Source organism: Nonomuraea sp. NPDC049028, assembly GCF_043197735.1.
Lineage (GTDB): Bacteria > Actinomycetota > Actinomycetes > Streptosporangiales > Streptosporangiaceae > Nonomuraea.
The window spans coordinates 355,965-375,533 of record NZ_JBICTR010000006.1 but is presented as its reverse complement, the minus strand read 5'-3'; the positions used below and the strand labels follow the sequence as shown (position 1 = coordinate 375,533).

The following is a 19,569-nucleotide window of genomic DNA, read 5'->3' as shown; positions in this document are numbered from 1 at the left end:
CCTCACAAGCCGGAAGCAGACCGTGGATATGTACCCAGTCCAAAGACGGGGTCGTCGGCAGCGGCCTCCCCACTGATCAGGTCAGGTGGGATGCGCCGGAGGTGGCCTTGCGTGCCCCGGACACCAACTGATTGAGGGTGAACCGGCAGGCGATCTCCTTGACGGGGGCACCAAGCCGCCCGCTGATGTGGAGCGCGTTCACCCTGTCGTTCAGGTAGGAGAACTGGGTGATGCCCTCGTTGCGGCCGAGGCTGAGACATTGCCCGGCGAACAGCAACCGGACGGGAGCGGGTGTTTTCCCCGCGACCCGCCGCAGAATCGTGGTGGCGGCCCCCGGGCCCAGCTGCACGGCGGCCTGGCAGCTCATCCGGAATGGCCGGTCCGTCATCGCCGCCGCGTCCCCAGCGGCGACGATGCGCACGTCGTCCACACTGGTCAGCGTCGTGTCGGTGATCAGGCGGCCTTCGGTGTCGGTGCGCAGCCCGCTGCGGGCAGCCAGGTCCGGGACACGGAATCCCGCGGTCCAGATCGTCACCGCGCTGGGCAGCTGACGGCCGTCGTCGAGCCGTATCGCCTCGCGTGTCACTCCGCCACCCGCGCGCCGGGACCTTCGAGGATGGTCACACCCAGCTCGGCGAGCCGGCGAGCGACCAGGCGGCGGACCCGGGCATGCAGGTAGGGACCCAGCACATTGCCGCAGACCAGGGTGACCTTGCGGCCCAGTTCCGCCAGCTCGGCGGCGGTCTCCAGGCCGGTCGGGCCGGCCCCGACCACGGTCACCGGAGCCGTCGCGGGCGTCGCGGCCAGGGCCGACCGCAGTCGTCGCGCTCCCTCGAGGGTCGACACCGAATGAGCGAACTCCGCCGCTCCGGGCACGCCGGGATCGGCGGCGCCACTGCCCACCGCGTAGACGAGGTAGTCGTAGGAGAGTGTGCCACCGCCCGCCAGCGAGACCCGGCGTTCGGCAGCGTCGATCCGGGTCGCGGTGTCGACCACCAGCCGGACGTTCCTGCCCAGAACCTCACCGAAGTCCTCGACCGCGTCCTTGGAGCCGGTCACGAGCTGGTGCAGACGGATCCGCGAGACGAAGTCGGGACGCGGATTGACCAGGGTCACCGACACGCCATCGCGCCGAGCCAGGCGATTGGCCGCCGTCACGCCCCCGTACCCGCCACCGACCACGACCACCGCGACGTTCCCGTTCATCATGTCTCCCTCGTGTTGTGAACTCGACATGGAGACACCAGCCGCGCATCCGGTGTAACAACCCGCGGATGAGACTTAACGCACAACGGAGGAGACGCAGGCGGAAACGCCGCCCCCTTCCGCCGCGAGTGGCGTAACACGGCCCTGACGAGGTCGGGCAAGGGACGAGGACCCTCGCGGTAGCGGGCGAGCGGGGCCCAGCCCGCTGTATTCGGCCTGGCACGGCCCCCGGCGGTGGCCGCGCGGGGTCCTCCCGGCGGTGGCCGCGCGAGGTCCTTGGCCGCCACGACCAGCCCCGGCTACCTGGCCGACCCCCAGGCCGCCAAGACACTGTTGCCCTCAACGGCCGGCTGCGTACCGGAGACCTGGTCCAGATCGACACGCAGGGGTACCGCCGCATCACCGGCCGCCTCAAGGAACTCATAGGAGTCCTGCTCACGTCAGAGTCGGTCCGGTAGCCGGGTGACGCCAGAGACATCCTCGAGTTCGGCCGCGCGGCCATGGAGGAACGGATGGGTCACAGGTTCCGCAAGACCCTGTCCATGACGCAGATCATCGAGCTGGCCCAGGCCGGCAGCAGCGCGATCGCCGTTGAGAACTGGACGGCCTGACGTTCCCCCTGCCGCCCTGCCGATGGACCACGAGGCCCCTTGGCCTACCGTTCAATTCTGCGGAGATCCTCCTCGACCGCCTGCCCGCCCAAGTTCGCGGCGTTCGATCGTCTGCATGCGGCGTCTTTGCGCATGCTTCAGGCGTCGCGCTCTGCTTCCACCGGTTGGGCGGGGTCGTCCTTGGTCGGGATGGTCTGCTGGCCCTCGCCTGGGTCGGTGTGTTCGCTCGTGTTCGAGTTGTCCGGCTGCCCACTCGCCGTCGGGGTCGGCGGCGCGAGCGGTGTGGTCAGCCGGCCAGGGGGACCTCGACCGGGAGTGGGGGTTGAGCGGGGACGCCCAGGATGTCCTGGACTACGGCGACGAAGGTGTCGGCTTCGGCCAAAAGCTCGTCCGCGTCGGCCGCGCTGACGCCACGGACCATGCCGGCCTCGGCGGCGGCGCGCTTGGCGGCGCTCACCGAGAAGTAGGCGGCCCATTCCGCGAGCTTGGGCTCCGCCTCCGGGAGCAGCTCCCAGGCGCTGCGCAGGCGGCGCCTGCGGCCTTCCATGGGGCGTGGGCGGGCGGCCAGGATCGCCGCCGCCGCTCGTAGGGCTGCCAGGTGCGCTGCCACGTATCGGGATGCCGGGGTGCGAGCGGCTGTCGCCTCCGCCAGGCAGGAATGTGAATCCGTCAGGTGCGCCCTAACTGCGGGCGACAGCCGGGGCCCCTGCGTATCGCTGAGCCTTGGTGCCATCTTGCGCGCCTCCTTGGAGTCATGGCGGCTCCCGGCGTCTCCGCCGGTGAAGCCAAGGTTCGCAGACTCCACCGACAATTCCGCCGGGCTGGCCGGACGAGGAGCTTCCCCGCACCCCGTCCGGCCAGGACGCGCCCACTCGTCTCCGCCGACGACGAGGACACGCCCTTCGCCCTGGAGCCTGATCGCGGGTCTCGCTTGGGGGAAGCGAACGGCCCGCGACCAGGTCCTACGACGTGAGCCGCGAGCCTCACGTCACTAGGTCGAACATAATTTCGATCACGCTCGGTGTCAACCTGTTCTACGAACACAGATTCGATCAGCGTGGGGGAGGGTGGACTACATGCCCATTGACGTGCGGCGGGACGAGGTTGGTGGCCAAGGTTGTTGAGGGACCGAGGTTGAGGGACGGGCAAAGGCGTGTAGAGGCCATGCGAGAGGCACGCGAACACGTAGAGGCCGACCCCTTGGCGAGGGTCCGCCTCAGCGGAGATCCGGCGCCCAGGCCGCCCCGGCGGAGTCTCCAGAGGGCTGTGAAGGTCCAGAAAGGGGATTGAGGTCCAGGGGGGCGGGGGTCCCCAGGGAGGTGGAAGTCCAGGGAGGTGGGGGTCCAGGCTCCAGGGGGCGAACAGCTGCAGTGAGATGACGGTCCGCAGGAGGACGCGGAGGTCCGCGGAACGGGCAGCGCGCTCAAGGACTATCCGGAGGTCTGGGATCAGCGGTCCGCACCCAACTGGTCGGCGCCTCAGCAGGTCCGCGAACCTGGCGCATCCGCGCTGGCTGCCTGCAACCGAGGGGCGATGGGCCGGTGCCCCATGAGCCAGTGCGCGGTGCGCAGTGGGCCAGTGCAGGGTGGGGCCGGTGGGCGATCCGGCCGGTAAGCGATCGGGCCCGTGGGGGCATCCGGGCACACGGCCAGCCCGATAGGCGGTCGGCCCAGTAAGGGTCAGCCCCGATGGACGAGCGCCCCAGAAGACGGTCGCGGCGACGGCGGGGAAGGTTCGGGCTGGGCGAGCCGTAAGTCGGCCGGCCAGACCGGTACGACAGAAGGCACCCGCCGTCGACACGAAGGACCCAGCAAATCGAAATCAGACCACCGAGATGGCGCCTGACGGGCACAGCGTCACGGCGCGGCGGACGGCTTCTTCCAGTTCGGCCGGTGGGGTGGAGTCAAGGACCACCACGGTCCCCTCCTCCTCGCTCTGGTCGAATATCGCCGGCACCGTCAGCGCGCACATGCCCGCACCGATGCACACCGTCGTGTCTGCCTTGATCTCCATCATTGACCTACCAGGTGACAGGGAGGCGGTGCACACCATAGATGCTCATGTCCGAGCGCATCGGCACCTCCTCCGGTGATATGGCCAAGCGTAGGCCGGGGAAGCGCCGCAGGAGCGCCGGGTAGGCGATGCGCATCTCGGCCCGGGCCAGTTGCTGGCCGAGGCACTGGTGGATGCCGTGGCCGAACGTGAGGTGGCCCGTGGCGGGCCGGGCCAGGTCGAGGGTGTCGCCGTCCGGGAAGCGGGAGGGGTCGCGGTTGGCCACCGGGAGGTGGATCGCGACCGATTCGCCGGCCTTGATGAGCTGGCCCTCGATCTCGACGTCGACCAGGGCGCTCCTGACCGGGCCGAGGTGGATGATCGTGAGGTAGCGCAGGAGCTCCTCGACGCCGTTCTCGACCGCCGACGGGTCGTCACGCATGAGGGCGAGCTGGGCGGGGTTGGTGAGCAGCGCGTACGTGCCGAGGCCGAGCATGTTCGCGGTCGTCTCGTGGCCGGCCACCAGCAGCAGGAACGCGACGCCGGTGAGCTCCTCGTCGTTCAGCTCGCCGCCCTCGATCAGCCCGCTGAGCAGGTCGTCCTCCGGCTTCGCCCGCTTGCGCTGGATCAGCCCGTACAGGTACGCGGAGATGCGCGTCATCGCGCCCATGGCGTCCTCGGCCTTGATCTCCAGGTTGACGAGCACCTTGGTGTCTTCCTGGAACTGCGCCCGGTCCTCGTACGGCACCCCCAGCAGCTCGCAGATGACCAGCGACGGGATGGGCAGCGCGAACTCCTGCACCAGGTCCACCGGCTTGGCCGCGGCCTCCATGGCGTCCAGGCAGGCGTCGGTGATCTCGGCGATCCTCGGCTCCAGCTCCTTCATCCTGCGCACGGTGAACTGGCCGGTGAGGAGCTTGCGGTAGCGGGTGTGCTCGGGGGCGTCCATGCGCAGGAAGAACCCGGGCGGCACCCGGAAACCCTGCTCCTTCGCGAGCTGCAGCCGGGCCGGGATCGGCGGGTGGATGAGCTCGGGGCGGTTGCTGAAGCGCGCGTCGGCGAGCACGGCGCGGGCGGCGGAGTAGCCGGTCACGATCCAGCCGAGGTGCCCGTCGGCGTAGGTCATGCGGTGGATCGGCGTTTGTTCTCGCAGCTCGGCGATTTCGTCAGGTGGATCGAAGGGGCGCTGGCGGGTGGTGGTGAGGGTCAGATCCGACATGGTGTGGCTCCTTTTCGCTTGGTCAACTCCACCAGAAAACCTCATTCGCTGCAAAACTTCAATGGATGAAAATCCCTAAGTTTGGCGGTACAGTTCCCGGCATGGTGGGACTACGGGAGCGCAAGAAGCAGCGCACACGCCGGGCGCTGATCGAGGCCGCGCTCCGGCTGTTCGACGAGAAGGGTTTCGAGGAGACCACGCTGGCCGAGATCGCGGCCGAGGCCGAGGTGTCGACGCGGACGTTCTTCAGCTACTTCGTCAGTAAGGAGGACGTGCTGTTCTTCGACAGCGCGTCCCGCATCGCGCGGGCGATCGAGATGATCTCGTCCAGGATGCCCGGCGAACGCGTGGCGGACCTGCTGCTGCGGCTCGTACGGACGAGCCTGCGGTGGGCGAGCGACGACGACTTCCGAGTGTTGGACGCGCCCCTGCGGATGCGGCTCATCATGACCGTCCCCTCCTTGCAGGCACGGGCGCTGCATCTGCTGTTCGACAGCCAGCTCCAGCTGGCGCGGGCACTGGAGGACGCCTTTCCCGACGAGCTCGACCACGTGGACGCGGCGGCGGCCGTGGGCGCGCTGATCGGCGCCACCAAGCTCGCGGTCATCTCCACCATCAACCGGGGCGGGTCGCTGGAGCAGGCGGAGGAGTCGGCCGTGCGCGCCGCCCAGCTCGCCCTGCGCGGCCTTTCATCAATCGGATAAGACCGACTCGACTACACCGAGCGCAGGCGGATCAGTGCGCTGGTGTAGTCGCCCGGAGGCAGGTCCGGCCGCAGGCCCGCCGACATCAGCAGGGCTCCGTGATGCAGCTGCCCGGTGTCCTCGTCGCGGTAGCGGCCCAGCGGGTCGAGCCCGGCCAGGCGGAGCGGCACGAGCGGTGTCCCGTGCGCGACCGGCCCCCGCCAGGCGAGTACGACGGTCCGGTCGCCGTAGGTGTACTGCACGCCGTACTCGAGCCTGTCCTGCCGCCCGAGCTGGACGACGGGCCTGATGTCCTTGTAGACGGCGACCAGCTCGGCGGCCTCGGCCAGCTCCGCCGGGCTCCACTTCAGCAGGTCGCCGCCGAGGCCGAGGGCGCCGGCCATGGCGACGTGGAAGCGGAAGCTGAGCGGGGTGAGGCGGCGGGTGAGCGGGTTCGGGCTGTCGGTCACCCAGGCGGCCATCACGCGGGCCGGGTAGATCTGGCTGAAGCCGTGCTGGATGGCGACGCGGTCGTGGGCGTCGGTGTTGTCGGAGGTCCACACCTGATCGGTACGGGCCAGCATGCCCAGGTCGGTACGGCCGCCGCCGCCCGCGCACGCCTCGATGCGCAGGTGCGGATGGTCGGCACGGAGCCGGTCCATGATCGAGTAGACGGCTCGCACGTGGTCGATCCAGAGCCGGTCCTGGTCGGCGGCGCCGGGCCAGCCCGCCTCGGTGAAGGCCCGGTTGAAGTCCCACTTCAGGAAGTCCACGCCGTGCTCGCCGACCAGCCGGTGCAGCCACTTGTGCGCCCAGTCCGCGACGTCGGGCCGGGCGAAGTTGAGGACGAGCTGGTTGCGCAGCAGCGTACGCGGGCGGCCGGGCATGTGCAGCACCCAGTCGGGGTGGGCACGGTAGAGGTCGCTGTCGGGGTTGACCATCTCGGGCTCGACCCAGAGGCCGAACCGCATGCCCAGCCCGTGGACCTCGTCGATGAGCGGAGCCAGCCCGTTGGGGAAGCGGTCCGGGTTCGGCCACCAGTCGCCGAGCCCGGCGCTGTCGCCGGTGCGCCCGCCGAACCAGGCGTCGTCCATGACGAACAGCTCCACCCCCGCGCGGGCGGCGAGCGCGGCCAGCTCCTTCTGGTTCGACTCGGCCACCTCGAACCCGACGGCCTCCCAGGCGTTGTAGACCACCGGGCGCAGCTCCTCCGGCTGGGGCAGCACGTACCCGGCGATGTGCTCGTGCCAGCGGCGGCTGGCCCCGCCGAACCCGTCGGGAGCATAGACCCCGGCGAACACCGGCGTCACCCACTCCTCCCCCGGCTCCAACCGCCAGGTGAGGCCCTCGTGGCCGAACCCGCCCGTCCACCCCGCGCTCCCCGACGGGTCGCGGGTGACCGTGATGCGCCAGCTGCCGCTCCAGGCGAGCGCGCAGCTCCACACCTCGCCGTGGCGCTCGCCCGCGTCGCCTCCGTCGACGGTGAGCCACGGGTTGGCGTGGTGACTGCTCAGCCCTCGCCTGCTGGTCAGCGTCGTCTCGCCCACGGTGAGGTCGGTACGGCGCAGCCCGTGCTCGGCGCTCCACCCGCCGACGGCGTGGCTGAGCCGGTACCCGGACAGCGGCGGAACGCTCCACGCGGCCGAGTCGCACCGCAGGATCGTCACGGGCACCTCCGAGCGCAGCGCGGTCCACCGCTCCACGACGTCGCCGCGCACCCGGTAGTGCAGGTCCACCTCGAACGGCTGGACGGCGTCCCGGAAGTGGACCGTCAGGTGTCCCCCGTCGATCGTGTGACCGAGATGGCGCCAGTCGACGCCCCGGGCCCCGTCCGGGAAGGCGATCTGCAGCGACGGAGTGCCGAAGCGCGCGCCCGCCTCGGTGCCGAGCTCCTCGGCCGGTCCCGCGCCGTCGAAACTGCTCGCGGGGGGTGCCGCCGGGCGGGGCAGCGACGCCGCCTGCTCCTGGGTCAGAAGGGGTCCCCAGTGCAGGTGGACGGGGGTATCGTCGGCGTCGAGCCCGAGGACGTAGCTGGCGGTTGAGGTGGGCAGCAGATACGTACGGCTGGCCGCGTCGAAGGTCACCGAAGGCATGTCCCGGAGCCTAGATCGATGGGCCCTTCGAATCAATTCTTAACGAAGTTAATTAGTGTTACGATGCCCATCATGCCTGCACCGCTCACCACTCCCGCGGCGGCCACCGTGTTCACCATGGTCCTGACGCAGGGGCCGGTCTCCCGGGTGGAGATCGCCAGGCGGACGGGGCTGTCGTCCGCCGCCGTCACCAAGGCGGCGCGCCCGTTCATCGAGGCGGGCTATCTGGAAGAGCTGGAGGCCACGGACCGGCCGGGCCCCGGCGCGGGCCGACCGGCCAGCCCGCTGGCCATCAAGCCGGACCGGGAGTTCTTCACCGGCGTGAAGATCACCGACGACGAGCTCATCGGCGTCGTCACCGACCTGCGCGCCCAGGTGCTCGTCGGCGCGCACCGCCCTCTGACGGCGTCCTCGCCCGAGGACGTGGTGGCGACGCTGGCCGACCTCGTGGCCGAGCTGCTCGCCGCCGACCCGGCCTACCGGCAGCGCTGCCACGCGCTGGGCCTGGCCGTGTCGGGCGATGTGGACAAGGCGCACGGTATGGTGCGCTACTCCCCCTTCCTCAACTGGCGGCAGGTGCCGCTGGCCCGGCTGGCCGCCGAGGCGACGGGCCTGCGGGTCACCGTCGAGAACGACGTCAAGTCCCTCACCGTGGCCGAGCAGTGGTTCGGCGAGGGCATCGGCGCGTCGTCGTTCGCGGTGGTCACGGTGGGGGTGGGCATCGGCTGCGGGCTGGTGGTGAACGACCGGATCGTGGCCGGATCGCACGGCGTCGCCGGGGAGATCGGGCACGTCCCGGTCGGCGGCGAGGAGCCCGCGTGCCACTGCGGGGGACGCGGCTGCGTCGAGGCGATCGCCGGGACCGCGCCCATCGTGGCCGCGGTCCGCGAGGCCACCGGCGACGCGTCGCTGACCATCGACGCGGCCATCGACGCCGCCCACGCGGGCGACGTGGCGGCGCGCGAGGTGTTCGCCAGGGCGGGGCACGCGATCGGGCTGGCCATGGCGGCCATGGCGAACCTCATCGGGCCCGAGCGCATCATCGTGACCGGCGACGTGCAGGGGCTGGCGGCCTACGACCTGTTCGAGGAGCAGATCAGCCGGTCGTTCGCGAGCCAGGCGTTCGGGGCGGCGGCCGACTGCCGGATCTTCCTGCGCCCCCGGCCCTTCGAGCAGTGGGCGCGCGGCGCGGCCTCGGTCGCCATCCAGACCTTCTTCACTCTCCAGGAGCGACAGTGACTCAGGAGTGGCAGTGACCGCGACGACCGGGATCTGGCAGCCGCACGACCGCGCTCCGGGCGAGACCCGCGAGGTACGCGTCCACGCGGGCGCGACGGAACTGACCGCGACGGCGGCGGCCGAGCTGACGTGGACCGTCACCGAGGACGCCGAGGGCGTCCACGAGGTGCGGATCACCCCGGACCGGCCGGCGGTCGTCCGCGTGGCGTGGCGGGTGCCGTGCGTGGCCGCCACGGCCTTCTGGGCGCCCGACGGCGGCGAGCACAGAGGGCTGCCGCCGTTCTGGCGCAAGCCCCGGGTGGCCGCCCTGGAGAAGAACGCCCCCGTGGGCTGCCTGGTGGGCGCCGGTGACGTGTCGCTGTGCACGTACGCCGTCGGCGAGGTGGTCCGGCCGGTGCGCATCCGCACCGGGGTGGTGGAGGAGACCGGGGACTTCGGCTTCTGGGCCGAGCACGACGCCGAGCCCGGCACCGGCCTGGTGCTACGGCTCGACCTCACCGGACGGCCGTTCGCCCGCACACTCGCGGACGTGGCCGAGTGGTGGCGCGCGGACGTGGCCGAGGGGTGGCGCGGCCCGGCGGGAGAGGTGCCCGAGGTGGCGCGGATGCCCGCGTACTCCACCTGGTACGCCATGCAGCAGCACGTCGACGCCGTGAGCGTGGAGCGGCAGGCGGGCCCGGCGGCCGAGCTGGGCTGCGAGGCGATCATCGTGGACGACGGCTGGCACAGCGACGACCGCGGGCGCGGTTACGGGCACGTCGGCGAGTGGGAGCCCTCCGCCACGTCTTTTCCCGATATTTCCGGACACGTGGCGGCGGTGAAGCAGGCGGGGCTCGCCTACCTGCTCTGGTACGCCCTGCCGTTCGTCGGCCGCCACACCGCGCTCTGGGACCGCGTACAGCCCTACTCGCTGGCCTACAAGGAGCACATGAACGCGGTCATCGTCGACCCGCGCTACCCCTACATCCGCGAGCTCCTCGCCGGCCACCTGACCCGCGCGGTCCAGGAGTGGGGCATGGACGGCCTGAAGATCGACTTCATCGACCAGTTCGCCGTGGAGGACCCGCCCGAGCCGGGGCCCGAGGCCGACTGCGCGACGGTCAACGAGGGCGTGCGCAGACTCCTGGCCATGCTGCCCCGCGACTGCCTGGTGGAGCTGCGCCAGCCGTACGTGAGCCCGGGGCTGTGGCCGTACGCGACGATGGTCCGCGCCTCGGACTGCCCGCTCAGCCCGGCGCACAACCGCCAGCGCACGGTGGACCTGCGCCTGATCGCCGGGCCGCTGGCCGTGCACGCCGACATGCTGATGTGGCACCCGGACGAGACCCCGGAGCGGGTCGCGGCGCAGCTGGTCAACGTGCTGTTCGCGGTCCCGCAGATCTCGGTGGACCTCACCACGCAGACGCCCGGGCAGCTGGAGGTGCTGCGGTTCTGGCTGGGCTTCGTCAAGGAGCACGCCGATGTGCTGCAGCACGGCGCGTTCGAGCCGGCCCGTCCCGATCTGGTCTATCCGCAGGTCACGGCCCGCTCGGCGGATACGATGATCACCGCCCGCTACGCGCCGCTGCCGGTGGCGGTCCCGGAGGCGGGCACGTTCTGGCTGGCCAACGCAGACGACTCGGCCGACGTGCTGCTCCAGGTCGGCCACTCCGGTACGGCCCGCGCCAGGGTCCAGACCTGCCGGGGCCGTACGGTGAGCGACACGACGCTGGAGCTGTCCCCCGGCACGCACACGATCACAGTGCCCACCGGCGGGCTGCTCCGGCTGGACCTGGGCTCAGAAGCCGCCTCGTAGGCGCTGGACCCAGGCCTAGAAGCCGCACCGTGCTTTGCCCCGTTGGAGACGAATGCGTGCCGCGACTAGTATGCGCGGCAGTCGCGGAAGAGCACCTGCTGCGATTGACGTGCTCCTCGCCCTGAAGAGGCGAGGATTCCCGTGCTGCTTACGCAGCAGCCCATGCCGCGTAAGCAGCACGAACTGTGGAACAGGATGCTTGACGCTTCACCGACCCGCCTACCGGCAAGTCTCCACGTCCTGTCACCGCCCGCCACCAGTAACCCGCGTCTGCTGAGGTCGTGTGCCATGGCCTGACTCCGTCCTTAGGGGTAGGCCCGCTCCCCGGCGGGGCGCGGGCCGTACGGGCTCAGCTGATGACGATCTTGTCCAGCTCGGGACCCCTGGCCGTCAGGCTGAAGAACCGGATCGTGTTGACCCCGGCCACCAGGTCCACCGGCACGGTCGTGGTCGTCACGGTGTCCTTGGTCCCGGTCATCGGCACCTGGATGGAGTCGGCCCCGTTGACGCTGACCGCGAACGTCTGCGCGCCGTCCACCAGCGCGTGCACGGTCATCCGCCGGGTGCCGGTGGTCTCCGACAATACGCCCTTGACCACGGCGTAGTCGTAGACGTTGCCGCCGATGAGGATCACCTTCCTGCCGCCCGAGCAGACCGCGCAGTAGGCGGGCTCGGCCGCGCCCTCCCACACGTTGCCCACCCGCTCGGCCTCATAGGCGCCCGGGCTCCGGTCCGGCGCCGGCAGCTTGACCGGCGGCGTCGCCGGGCCGAGCTGCCACGCCTTGAGGTCCTTGACCAGCAGGTACGTCTCCTGCAGCCCGGCGCTCTTGATGCTGCGGTAGATGCCCCACTTGGGCCGGTTGTACTGCTCCTGGGTCCACCACAGGTCGATGTGCTCGATCTTCTGGTCGGCGATCGTCCGGCGGCCGTCCGACAGGGTCCAGCGCATGTAGCCGTCGTCGCTCGACTTGAACTCCAGCGTGGTGGTGACCCACTTGTTCTGGATCGGTTCCAGGTCGGCAGTGGCGAAGTCGTGCGAGGTGTTGTCAGGGAGCGTCCAGTACCGGGCGGCGATCTTCTGCACGCCCCCGATGACCGGCAGCGAGATCTGCGCGATCGGGGTGCCGACGTCGGAGTTCTTGAGCTGCCAGATGTGGGTGAAGGAGGTGGTCGCGTCGAGGGTGTCCGGGATGTACATGCGGTAGCTGATCCGCCAGGTCTCGTCCTTGCGGATCTCCAGCGGGGCGCCCTTGCCGTCGCGCATGCCGCGTACCTCGTTGCGCATGCGGTCGGCGCCGTCGCGGTCCTCCAGGTGGGCGGTGAAGCGCCAGGCGTCCTTGTCGGTGGAGACGTGCGGCAGGCCCTCGGGATGGGAGCCGCGCCGGTCGTCCTCCAGCGCCTCGAACGCCTGGACACCGTCCTTATTGACGCTCGGGTCCCAGCGCAGCTCCCAGCGCGGCGGCCGGGCCGTCTGGGTCTGCGACGGCCCCTCCGAAGGGGTGGGAGTGCGGGCCGCCACCGCGGGGGTGGCGGTCGCGATCAGGGCGAGCGTGGCGAGCGCACCCGCGAGGCGGGCGCCGTACTTCTTCACGGGTTGGCTACCTCGTCGGTGTCGGCCGCGCCGGCGGTCTGCTGTTCGGCGCGCAGGTTTCTGACCAGCAGGTACGTGTTCTGCAGGCCGGAGCTCTTGATGCTGCGGTAAATGCCCCACTTGGGGCGGAGGTAGTCGGTGTCGGCGCGCCAGAGGTCGGTGTTGTCCAGGCGCTTGTCGACCAGCGTCGTCGAGCCGTCCTTGAGCGTCCAGCGCAGGTAGCCGTTGTCGGCGGCCTTGAACTCGAAGGTGGTGTCGAGCCACTTGCCCTGGATCGGGTTCAGGTTGGTGTTGCCGACCTCGTGCGTCTGCTCGTCCTCGTCCCAGTAGCGGACGTTGATCTTCGGGGTGCCGCCCGAGATGGGCAGCGACATCGTGTAGAGGGGCGCGCCGGAGCCGGGCACCTTCATCTGCGCGATGTGGGTGAAGGAGCTGGTGGCGTCGAGCGAGGTCGGGATGTACAGCTGGTAGGAGATGCGCCAGACCTGGTTCTTGAGGATCTTGAGGTACGAGCTGCTGCTCGTCCGCATGCCCTTGACCTCGTTGCGCTGCCGGTCGTCGCCGTCGCGGTCCTGGGTGTGCATGTCGAAGCGGTAGGCGTCGCCGGAGACGTAGATGTGGGTGACGCCGGGGTGGGAGTCGGAGCGATCGTCCTCGATGCCCTCGAAGGCCTGGGCGACCGTCTGATTGGCCGGGTTCGGGTTCCAGCGCTGCGTCCAGACGGCCGCGGCGGTGGAGGCGGAGGCGGAGGCGGGTATCGCCGATAACGAGACGAGGGTGACGGCGGCGAGGGTGCCGCTCAGGCGCTTGATCATGAGGTCTCTCTCCTCAGATGGAGGGTGAACCCGCCGTTGGGGGATACGGCGAGGTCGAGCTTGCCCCCGGCCGACACCGTCGCCGTCTCGGCGAGGATGCCGTCGTCGGGGGCGTCCCGGTAGATCTCGGCCGTCCACTCCCCTTCGTCCAGGAAGTCGAGCGGCACGGTGAGCGTGCGGGCCTCGCCCGACACGCCCGCGCCGACGTACCATTCGCCGCCGCTCCTCCTGGCCAGCAGGATGTGGTCGGCGGGGTCGCCGGACAGCAGCCGCGTGTCGTCCCATGCGGTGGGGACGCCGGACAGCAGCCGCAGCGCCTCGGGCCTGGCCTCGTATGCCTCGATGCCGTCGGCGAAGTGCTGGACGCCCGATTCGAAGATCACGGATAGCGCGAGCTCGAATCCGGCGGAGATGGTGCGGACCGCGGTGAAGGTGCACGGGGTGAAGTCCATCGGGCCCTGCACGTTGCGGGTGAACGCGAGCGACAGGTAGTGCGCGGGCGGGTAGAGCGGCAGCTTGCCGGGCTTCGGCTTGATCCACTCGGCGCCCTTGACCGCCTCGGCGGTCATGAACTGCGGCCAGGTGCGCTCGGTGCCGCGCGGGATCGTGCCGCCGTGGAAGACGACCATGAGCTTCAGCCGGGCGGTGGCGGCCAGAATGGCGTCGAACCAGCGCATCCGGTCCTGGCCGTCGGACTCGGTGAAGTCGATCTTGACGCCGACGGCGCCCCACTCCTTCCAGAGCGCGAGCTTCTCGCGGTGCTCCAGCTCGGTGTCGACATGCTGCCAGTGCGACCAGAGCCAGACGCCGACGTTCCTGGCCGCGGCGTAGGCGATCAGCTCGGGCATCCACTGCTTGTTCCAGCCGGCGTCGGCCAGCACGTACGGCCAGCCGTGCGCGGCGGCGAAGTCGACCCAGCGCTTCTGCTCGTCCAGGTCACGGGTGGAGGGGCCGTCGGACCACCACGACCAGGCCGCCGCGCCGGGCCGGATCCACGAGGTGTCGTCCACCGCCGAGGGCGCGGCCAGACTGGTCACCAGGTCGCTGGCGACGATCGCGGCCAGCTCGCCGATGATCATCGTGCGCCACGGCGTGATGAGCGGGCTGGCCGCCGTCACGTACGGGTCGGGCAGGTCGAGGTGGAAGGCGTGGCCGTCGAAGCGCAGCCGGGTGCCCGCGTAGCCGCTGTCCAGGTTCGACTCGGTGACGAACAGCCAGGTGTCGCCGATCTGGAAGAGCGACGGGTAGCCGTACAGGATGGGCTCGGCGTCGGCGACCGGGCCGTGCCGGTGGATCTCCTCGTAGTCGCAGCGCCCGTTCTCGTACGGCAGGAGCACCGCACGGGCCTCCCTCGGCACCACATACTCCGAAATTTCGTCAATTACCGTCACCGGTCCGGTCCATGGCACCACGTACCGGTACGCCACGCCGTGGCCGCCGAGCCGCACCTCCAGGTGGAGCCGGTGCGCACCCTTGGTGAACGACAGCGTCCACTCCTTGGCCGTGTACAGGTGCTCGCGCCGCTTGCCGGTCACCGTCTCATAGGACTCCGTCACCTGCCTGGACGACATCCCGTCGAAGGCCAGGCCGGTGCTCAGGTCCTCGTGCGCGGCCCGCAGGCCCAGCCTGGACGGCCGCACCACCACCCGGCCGTCGCGCCGCACCTCCAGGGTCGGCTCGCCATCGGCCGAGAGCGCGATCGCGACTTCCAGGTCTTCGTCAGTGAGCGTCCATTGCGACACAGGGCCTCCAAGCAGAGATAGGAGGAGTGAGCCGGACTCATCGGTAACCCGCTCGGGACTGCCGGCTCGGGCAGGGCGGCCGACGCCAACCCCACTGAACTCCTCACAACGTGCCTGAGCCTAGGTTGCAAGCGCTTGCAATTCAATTCTTGACGAAGTTAATTACCAGGTCTACGGTACGGCCATGCCTCGCGCATCGGACGATGACGGATCCACACATCGGATCTCTCCCGCTCGGCTGGCCGAATTCCAGCGCCCGGACAAGGCGATAGCAGTGATCGAGCTCTTTCTCTGAAAGGCCCACCCCCCATGGAGATGAACCGGCGCCAGATGCTGGCCCTCGCGGTGGCCGCGGCGACCGTGCCCATGCTGTCCGCCTGCGCGGGCGACACCCGTCAGCAGCGGCAGGCCGCGGCGCCCACGAAGTCCGGCGTGCCGACGCTGGATCCGAACCGGCCCGGCAACGACACCTGGCCGTTCGAGGAGGCCGAGCAGCTCAACAACGCGCTGAAATGGCCGACGACCCAGGTGGCCGACCCGGCGTCGAAGGTGACGCTGACCGTGGCGATCACCGCGGACGTGATCGCCGAGGTACGCAACGCGCAGTTCGACTTCTTCTTCCACAAGCGCCACCCGAACATCGAGATCAAGCGCGAGACCTCGCAGTTCGACTCCTACCTCACCAAGTACATGGCCCAGGCGGCGGGCGGCTCCATGCCCGACGTGATGTACACGCACTACAGCTGGGCTCAGAACTTCATCGCCAACGACATCTTCCAGCCGCTGGACGAGTTCATCGCCAAGACGCCCGAGTTCGACAAGCAGGACCTGCCGGTGAACGCGCTCGGCTACTACGAGCGTGACGGCAAGCTCTTCGGCCTGCCCACCGACATGGCGCCCAAGCTGCTCTTCTACAACAAGGACGTCTTCGACAAGGCCGGCGAGAAGTACCCCGACGAGTCGTGGACCGTCGAGAAGATGATGGAGGTCGCCAGGAAGCTCACCAGCGGCTCGGGCGCCGAGAAGGTCTACGGCTTCACCCCGATGCTGCTGCCCGAGCCCGACATCACGCCCCGCGCCCTGGCGCAGTACGGCGGGCGCTACCTGAACGCCGACGAGTCGGTCTCCATGATCTCCGAGCCGGAGGCGCAGAAGGTCTTCGGCATGTGGCTGGACCTGCTGAACAAGGACAAGGCCGTGCCGAGCCTGGCCGAGCTCAACCAGGTGCTGGAGAAGGTGGAGCCGTTCAAGGTCGGGCACGCGGCGATGTCGATCAACGGCGCGTGGATCCTGACCGAGCTGGCCAAGCAGACGGCGTTCAAGTGGGGCGTCGCGCCCACACCGAAGGGCCCGAAGGGCCGCTTCACGCCGGTCATCGGCAGCGCCCTGGCCATGTACGCCAAGTCGCCGCAGAAGGACGCGGCCTGGATCTACCTCAACGAGTACCTCTCCTCGACCGGGCAGCAGTTCCGCCGCATCAGCGCCCCGGCCCGGCAGTCGGCCTGGGAGCCGAACGCCGAGGCGCTCGGCATCCCCAAGGACGTCGTCGAGACCGTCAAGAGCGCCATGAAGGAGTACGGCACCGGCGACGGCGTGCTCAAGCTGCCCGCCAACAAGAAGGTCGTCGAGACGGCCAAGCCCATCTGGGAGCGGGTCATGATCGGCAAGACCGATCTGGCGAGCGGCCTGAAGGAGATCACCGACAAGATCACCCCGCTGCTGGCCGAGAACAAGATCGCATGAGCGCTGTCGCCGCCGTCTTCTCGCGGCGCGGCCAGAGCACACTGGCCCGCCGCGAGGCCCGGCGCTTCCACCTGTTCGTCTCGCCGTGGGTGATCGGGTTCGTCTTCTTCAGCGGCGGGCCGATCCTCGCCTCGATCGCGATCAGCTTCACCGACTGGAACCTGCTGCGCAGCCCCACCTGGGCGGGCCTGGCCAACTACCAGAAGATGGTCAACGACCCGGAGTTCTGGGACTCGATCGTCAACACGTTCTACTACGGCCTGGGCGCGGTGGTGCTGGGCGTCGTCTTCACCTTCGCGCTGGCGCTGCTGCTCAACCAGCCGCTGCGCTTCCAGGGGTTGTTCCGCACGGTGATGTACCTGCCGTCGGTGGTGTCGGGCGTGGCGACCGCGCTGCTGTGGCTGAACATCCTGCATCCCGACTTCGGCCTGATCAACAAGCTGCTGGCCATGGTCGGCATCTCGGGCCCGCCGTGGCTGGGCTCGACGGAGTGGGCGATGCCGGCCCTCATCCTGATGAGCGTCTGGGGCGCGGGCAACACCATCGTCATCTACCTGGCCGGACTGCAGGGCATCCCGGCCACGCTGTACGAGGCCGCCGAGATCGACGGCGCCGGCTGGTGGCGCCGGTTCTGGAGCGTCACCGTGCCGATGATGTCGCCGGTGATCTTCTTCAACGTGGTGACGGGCTTCATCGCGAGCATCCAGGCGTACACGCTCATCCTCATCATGACCGAGGGCGGCCCGGCCAACTCCACCATGGTGCTCGGGCTCTACATCTACCGGCAGGCGTTCGTGTTCTTCGACATGGGCTACGCCGCCGCGCTGTCCTGGGCCATGTTCCTCATCGTCATCATCGTCACCCTGATCCAGTTCGGCCTGGCCAGGCGCTGGGTCCACTACGAGTTCAACTGATCTTTCGAGAGGAGGGCCGGGATGCTGGTCGAGACGAAGGCCGCCCCCGACATCCGGCGGCCGGGGCGCGCCGCCATGACCGCCGGTCAGGCCGAGCGCATCAGACGGGCCCAGCGGGCGGGCGCGTACGTGCTGCTCATCGCGGCCACCGGCGTGTTCCTGCTGCCGTTCCTCTGGATGGTGACGACGTCGCTGAAGTCGGACGCGGAGAACCTGGCCTTCCCGCCCCAGTTCCTGCCCGACGCCTTCCACTTCGAGAACTACACCCGAGGCTGGAGCGGGAACCTGCCCTTCACCCGGTTCCTGCTCAACACCGTCCTGATCACGGCCCTGTCGATGGCCGGCAACCTGATCTCGTGCGTCCTGCCCGCCTACGCCTTCGCCAGGATGCGGGCCCGGCTGGGCGCCGTCCTGTTCGCGCTCATGCTGGGCACGATGATGATCCCGCGCGAGATCACGCTGGTGCCGAAGTACATCCTGTTCGCCAAGCTGGGCTGGGTGGACACCTACCTGCCGCTGATCGTGCCGGAGTTCTTCGGGGTTGCGCTGTACATCTTCCTGCTGCGCCAGTTCTTCACCACGATCCCGCAGGAGCTCATCGACGCGGCCCGGATCGACGGCGCGTCGGAGTGGCGGATCCTGTGGAAGATCATGCTTCCGCTGTCGAAGCCGGCGCTGGCCGCGATCATGCTGTTCTCGTTCGTCGGCAACTGGAACCAGTATCTGGAGTCGGTGATCTACCTGCGGACCACCGAGAAGTTCACCATCCCCCTGGGCCTCGGGATGTTCTCCGGCCAGTACGCCACCCAGTACAACCAGATGATGGCCGTCTCGATCATCGCGATGATGCCGATTGTCGTACTGTTCTTCATTGCCCAGAAAACGTTCATCCGGGGCGTGACGCTGACCGGAATAGCGGGAAGGTGAGCTGTTGAACTACGAACGCCAGCCGTACAGGAGATGTGGCCGCAGCGGTCTGCGACTGCCCGCGGTCTCGCTGGGCCTGTGGCACAACTTCGGCGGCGGCAAGCCGCTGGACAGCCAGCGGGCGATCCTGCACAAGGCGCTCGACCTTGGCATCACCCATTTCGACATCGCCGACAGGTACGGTCCGCCGCTCGGCGCCGCCGAGTCGACGTTCGGCACGATCTTCCGCCAGGACCTGCGCGGCCACCGCGACGAGATCGTGGTCACCACCAAGGGCAGCAACCCCATGTGGGACGGCCCCTACGGCAAGGGCAACTCGCGCAAGCACCTGCTGGCCACGCTCGACCGCTCGCTGGACCGGCTCGGCCTGGACTTCGTGGACATCTTCTACCTGCACCGCGACGACGAGGAGACGCCGCTGGAAGAGCAGGTGAGCACGCTCGACCACATGGTGCGCACCGGCCGCGTCCTCTACGCCGGGGTCTCCAACTTCTCCCCCGAGCGTACGGCGGCGGCCGCCCGGCTGCTGCGCGAGCTCGGCACCCCGCTGATCGTGCACCAGCCCTCGTATTCCCTCCTCAACCGGCGCATCGAGGAGTCACTGCTGGGCGTGCTGGAGCAGGAGGGCGTCGGCTGCGTCGTCTACTCACCGCTGGCGCAGGGCCTGCTGACCGACCGCTACCTGGACGGCATCCCGGCGGACTCGCGGGCGGCCGAGGGGCGCTTCCTGACCACTGACCGGGTCACGCCCGAAGTGCTGGCCTTCGTCCGCGCCCTGGGCGAGCTCGCCTCGGCCCGCGGGCAGTCGGTGGCCCAGCTGGCGCTGGCCTGGGCGCTGCGCGACCCGCGCATCACGTCGGTCCTGGTGGGCGCGTCGAGCCCCGAGCAGCTGGAGGCGAACGTCGCGGCCGTCGACCGGCTCGACTTCACCGACGACGAACTGTCCCAGATCGACCGAGCCGCCAAGGAAGCGGGTGTCGATGCGTAGCAGGCTTCATC

Annotated in this window: 16 protein-coding genes; 7 read left to right on the top strand and 9 right to left on the bottom strand. The window is 69.6% G+C overall.

Going from position 1 to position 19,569, the window contains the following annotated elements; all coding sequences use genetic code 11:
* Window positions 1-76: 76 nt before the first annotated feature.
* The 5 genes from ACGFJ2_RS25130 to ACGFJ2_RS25110 form a co-directional block, all read right to left on the bottom strand.
* The gene (locus ACGFJ2_RS25130) at window positions 77-586 is read right to left on the bottom strand and encodes a hypothetical protein (RefSeq protein WP_393472060.1); all 510 of its coding nucleotides are present in this window, start codon (window positions 584-586) and stop codon (window positions 77-79) included.
* Window positions 583-1,209, bottom strand: coding sequence for an FAD-dependent oxidoreductase (locus ACGFJ2_RS25125; protein ID WP_393472057.1), 627 nt, complete (start codon window positions 1,207-1,209; stop codon window positions 583-585). Before ACGFJ2_RS25125 ends, ACGFJ2_RS25130 begins: the two co-directional genes overlap by 4 nt.
* 894 nt (window positions 1,210-2,103) lie before the next feature.
* On the bottom strand, window positions 2,104-2,550 hold the full coding sequence (locus tag ACGFJ2_RS25120; protein WP_357945223.1) for an SAV_6107 family HEPN domain-containing protein: 447 nt from the start codon (window positions 2,548-2,550) through the stop codon (window positions 2,104-2,106).
* 1,088 nt (window positions 2,551-3,638) lie between these two features.
* Window positions 3,639-3,833 (bottom strand): ferredoxin, encoded by a 195-nt coding sequence (locus ACGFJ2_RS25115; protein ID WP_393472053.1) that lies wholly within the window; start codon window positions 3,831-3,833, stop codon window positions 3,639-3,641.
* A 4-nt stretch (window positions 3,834-3,837) separates the two neighbouring features.
* Window positions 3,838-5,028, bottom strand: a complete 1,191-nt coding sequence (locus ACGFJ2_RS25110; protein ID WP_357945220.1) for a cytochrome P450 — start codon at window positions 5,026-5,028, stop codon at window positions 3,838-3,840.
* A 101-nt stretch (window positions 5,029-5,129) separates the two neighbouring features.
* Here ACGFJ2_RS25110 and ACGFJ2_RS25105 point away from each other — a divergent pair, with 101 nt between their 5' ends.
* On the top strand, window positions 5,130-5,732 hold the full coding sequence (locus ACGFJ2_RS25105; RefSeq protein ID WP_393472049.1) for a TetR/AcrR family transcriptional regulator: 603 nt from the start codon (window positions 5,130-5,132) through the stop codon (window positions 5,730-5,732).
* Window positions 5,733-5,743: 11 nt separating this feature from the next.
* Here ACGFJ2_RS25105 and ACGFJ2_RS25100 read toward each other — a convergent pair whose 3' ends face one another.
* Window positions 5,744-7,804 carry an alpha-galactosidase gene (locus ACGFJ2_RS25100; RefSeq protein WP_358181177.1) on the bottom strand — a complete coding sequence of 687 codons (2,061 nt, stop codon included), beginning with the start codon at window positions 7,802-7,804 and terminating at the stop codon, window positions 5,744-5,746.
* A 72-nt stretch (window positions 7,805-7,876) separates the two neighbouring features.
* Between ACGFJ2_RS25100 and ACGFJ2_RS25095 the strand changes: the two genes are divergently transcribed.
* Both ACGFJ2_RS25095 and ACGFJ2_RS25090 read left to right on the top strand, forming a co-directional pair.
* Window positions 7,877-9,043, top strand: a complete 1,167-nt coding sequence (locus tag ACGFJ2_RS25095) for an ROK family transcriptional regulator (RefSeq protein ID WP_357945213.1) — start codon at window positions 7,877-7,879, stop codon at window positions 9,041-9,043.
* A 13-nt stretch (window positions 9,044-9,056) separates the two neighbouring features.
* The gene (locus tag ACGFJ2_RS25090) at window positions 9,057-10,838 is read left to right on the top strand and encodes a glycoside hydrolase family 36 protein (RefSeq protein ID WP_393472046.1); all 1,782 of its coding nucleotides are present in this window, start codon (window positions 9,057-9,059) and stop codon (window positions 10,836-10,838) included.
* A gap of 349 nt (window positions 10,839-11,187) precedes the next feature.
* Here ACGFJ2_RS25090 and ACGFJ2_RS25085 read toward each other — a convergent pair whose 3' ends face one another.
* From ACGFJ2_RS25085 to ACGFJ2_RS25075, 3 genes are read right to left on the bottom strand one after another with little or no spacing between them, the layout of a single operon-like run.
* Window positions 11,188-12,429 (bottom strand): hypothetical protein, encoded by a 1,242-nt coding sequence (locus ACGFJ2_RS25085; protein WP_393472043.1) that lies wholly within the window; start codon window positions 12,427-12,429, stop codon window positions 11,188-11,190.
* Window positions 12,426-13,244 (bottom strand): hypothetical protein, encoded by an 819-nt coding sequence (locus ACGFJ2_RS25080; RefSeq protein WP_393472040.1) that lies wholly within the window; start codon window positions 13,242-13,244, stop codon window positions 12,426-12,428. Before ACGFJ2_RS25080 ends, ACGFJ2_RS25085 begins: the two co-directional genes overlap by 4 nt.
* Entirely contained in the window at window positions 13,241-14,986 is a 1,746-nt protein-coding gene (locus tag ACGFJ2_RS25075) for a glycoside hydrolase family 97 catalytic domain-containing protein (protein ID WP_393472037.1), read from the bottom strand. Before ACGFJ2_RS25075 ends, ACGFJ2_RS25080 begins: the two co-directional genes overlap by 4 nt.
* A gap of 315 nt (window positions 14,987-15,301) precedes the next feature.
* Here ACGFJ2_RS25075 and ACGFJ2_RS25070 point away from each other — a divergent pair, with 315 nt between their 5' ends.
* The 4 genes from ACGFJ2_RS25070 to ACGFJ2_RS25055 are packed head-to-tail and all read left to right on the top strand — an operon-like array spanning window position 15,302 to window position 19,558.
* A complete protein-coding gene (locus tag ACGFJ2_RS25070) occupies window positions 15,302-16,729 on the top strand; it encodes a sugar ABC transporter substrate-binding protein (RefSeq protein WP_358181189.1) in 1,428 nt (475 codons plus the stop codon).
* Window positions 16,726-17,643 carry a sugar ABC transporter permease gene (locus ACGFJ2_RS25065; RefSeq protein ID WP_357945196.1) on the top strand — a complete coding sequence of 306 codons (918 nt, stop codon included), beginning with the start codon at window positions 16,726-16,728 and terminating at the stop codon, window positions 17,641-17,643. Before ACGFJ2_RS25070 ends, ACGFJ2_RS25065 begins: the two co-directional genes overlap by 4 nt.
* A gap of 21 nt (window positions 17,644-17,664) precedes the next feature.
* Window positions 17,665-18,570 carry a carbohydrate ABC transporter permease gene (locus ACGFJ2_RS25060; protein WP_357945193.1) on the top strand — a complete coding sequence of 302 codons (906 nt, stop codon included), beginning with the start codon at window positions 17,665-17,667 and terminating at the stop codon, window positions 18,568-18,570.
* A 4-nt stretch (window positions 18,571-18,574) separates the two neighbouring features.
* Window positions 18,575-19,558 (top strand): aldo/keto reductase, encoded by a 984-nt coding sequence (locus ACGFJ2_RS25055; protein ID WP_393472032.1) that lies wholly within the window; start codon window positions 18,575-18,577, stop codon window positions 19,556-19,558.
* The last annotated feature ends 11 nt before the right edge of the window (window positions 19,559-19,569 follow it).

What these genes read in the sequence shown, in the direction of transcription:
- ACGFJ2_RS25125 (WP_393472057.1), bottom strand. Translation starts at nt 1,209, where the DNA reads ATGATGAACGGGAACGTCGCGGTGGTCGTGGTCGGTGGCGGGTACGGG.
- ACGFJ2_RS25120 (WP_357945223.1), bottom strand. Translation starts at nt 2,550, where the DNA reads ATGGCACCAAGGCTCAGCGATACGCAGGGGCCCCGGCTGTCGCCCGCA.
- ACGFJ2_RS25115 (WP_393472053.1), bottom strand. Translation starts at nt 3,833, where the DNA reads ATGATGGAGATCAAGGCAGACACGACGGTGTGCATCGGTGCGGGCATG.
- ACGFJ2_RS25110 (WP_357945220.1), bottom strand. Translation starts at nt 5,028, where the DNA reads ATGTCGGATCTGACCCTCACCACCACCCGCCAGCGCCCCTTCGATCCA.
- ACGFJ2_RS25105 (WP_393472049.1), top strand. Translation starts at nt 5,130, where the DNA reads ATGGTGGGACTACGGGAGCGCAAGAAGCAGCGCACACGCCGGGCGCTG.
- ACGFJ2_RS25100 (WP_358181177.1), bottom strand. Translation starts at nt 7,804, where the DNA reads ATGCCTTCGGTGACCTTCGACGCGGCCAGCCGTACGTATCTGCTGCCC.
- ACGFJ2_RS25095 (WP_357945213.1), top strand. Translation starts at nt 7,877, where the DNA reads ATGCCTGCACCGCTCACCACTCCCGCGGCGGCCACCGTGTTCACCATG.
- ACGFJ2_RS25080 (WP_393472040.1), bottom strand. Translation starts at nt 13,244, where the DNA reads ATGATCAAGCGCCTGAGCGGCACCCTCGCCGCCGTCACCCTCGTCTCG.
- ACGFJ2_RS25070 (WP_358181189.1), top strand. Translation starts at nt 15,302, where the DNA reads ATGAACCGGCGCCAGATGCTGGCCCTCGCGGTGGCCGCGGCGACCGTG.
- ACGFJ2_RS25065 (WP_357945196.1), top strand. Translation starts at nt 16,726, where the DNA reads ATGAGCGCTGTCGCCGCCGTCTTCTCGCGGCGCGGCCAGAGCACACTG.
- ACGFJ2_RS25060 (WP_357945193.1), top strand. Translation starts at nt 17,665, where the DNA reads ATGCTGGTCGAGACGAAGGCCGCCCCCGACATCCGGCGGCCGGGGCGC.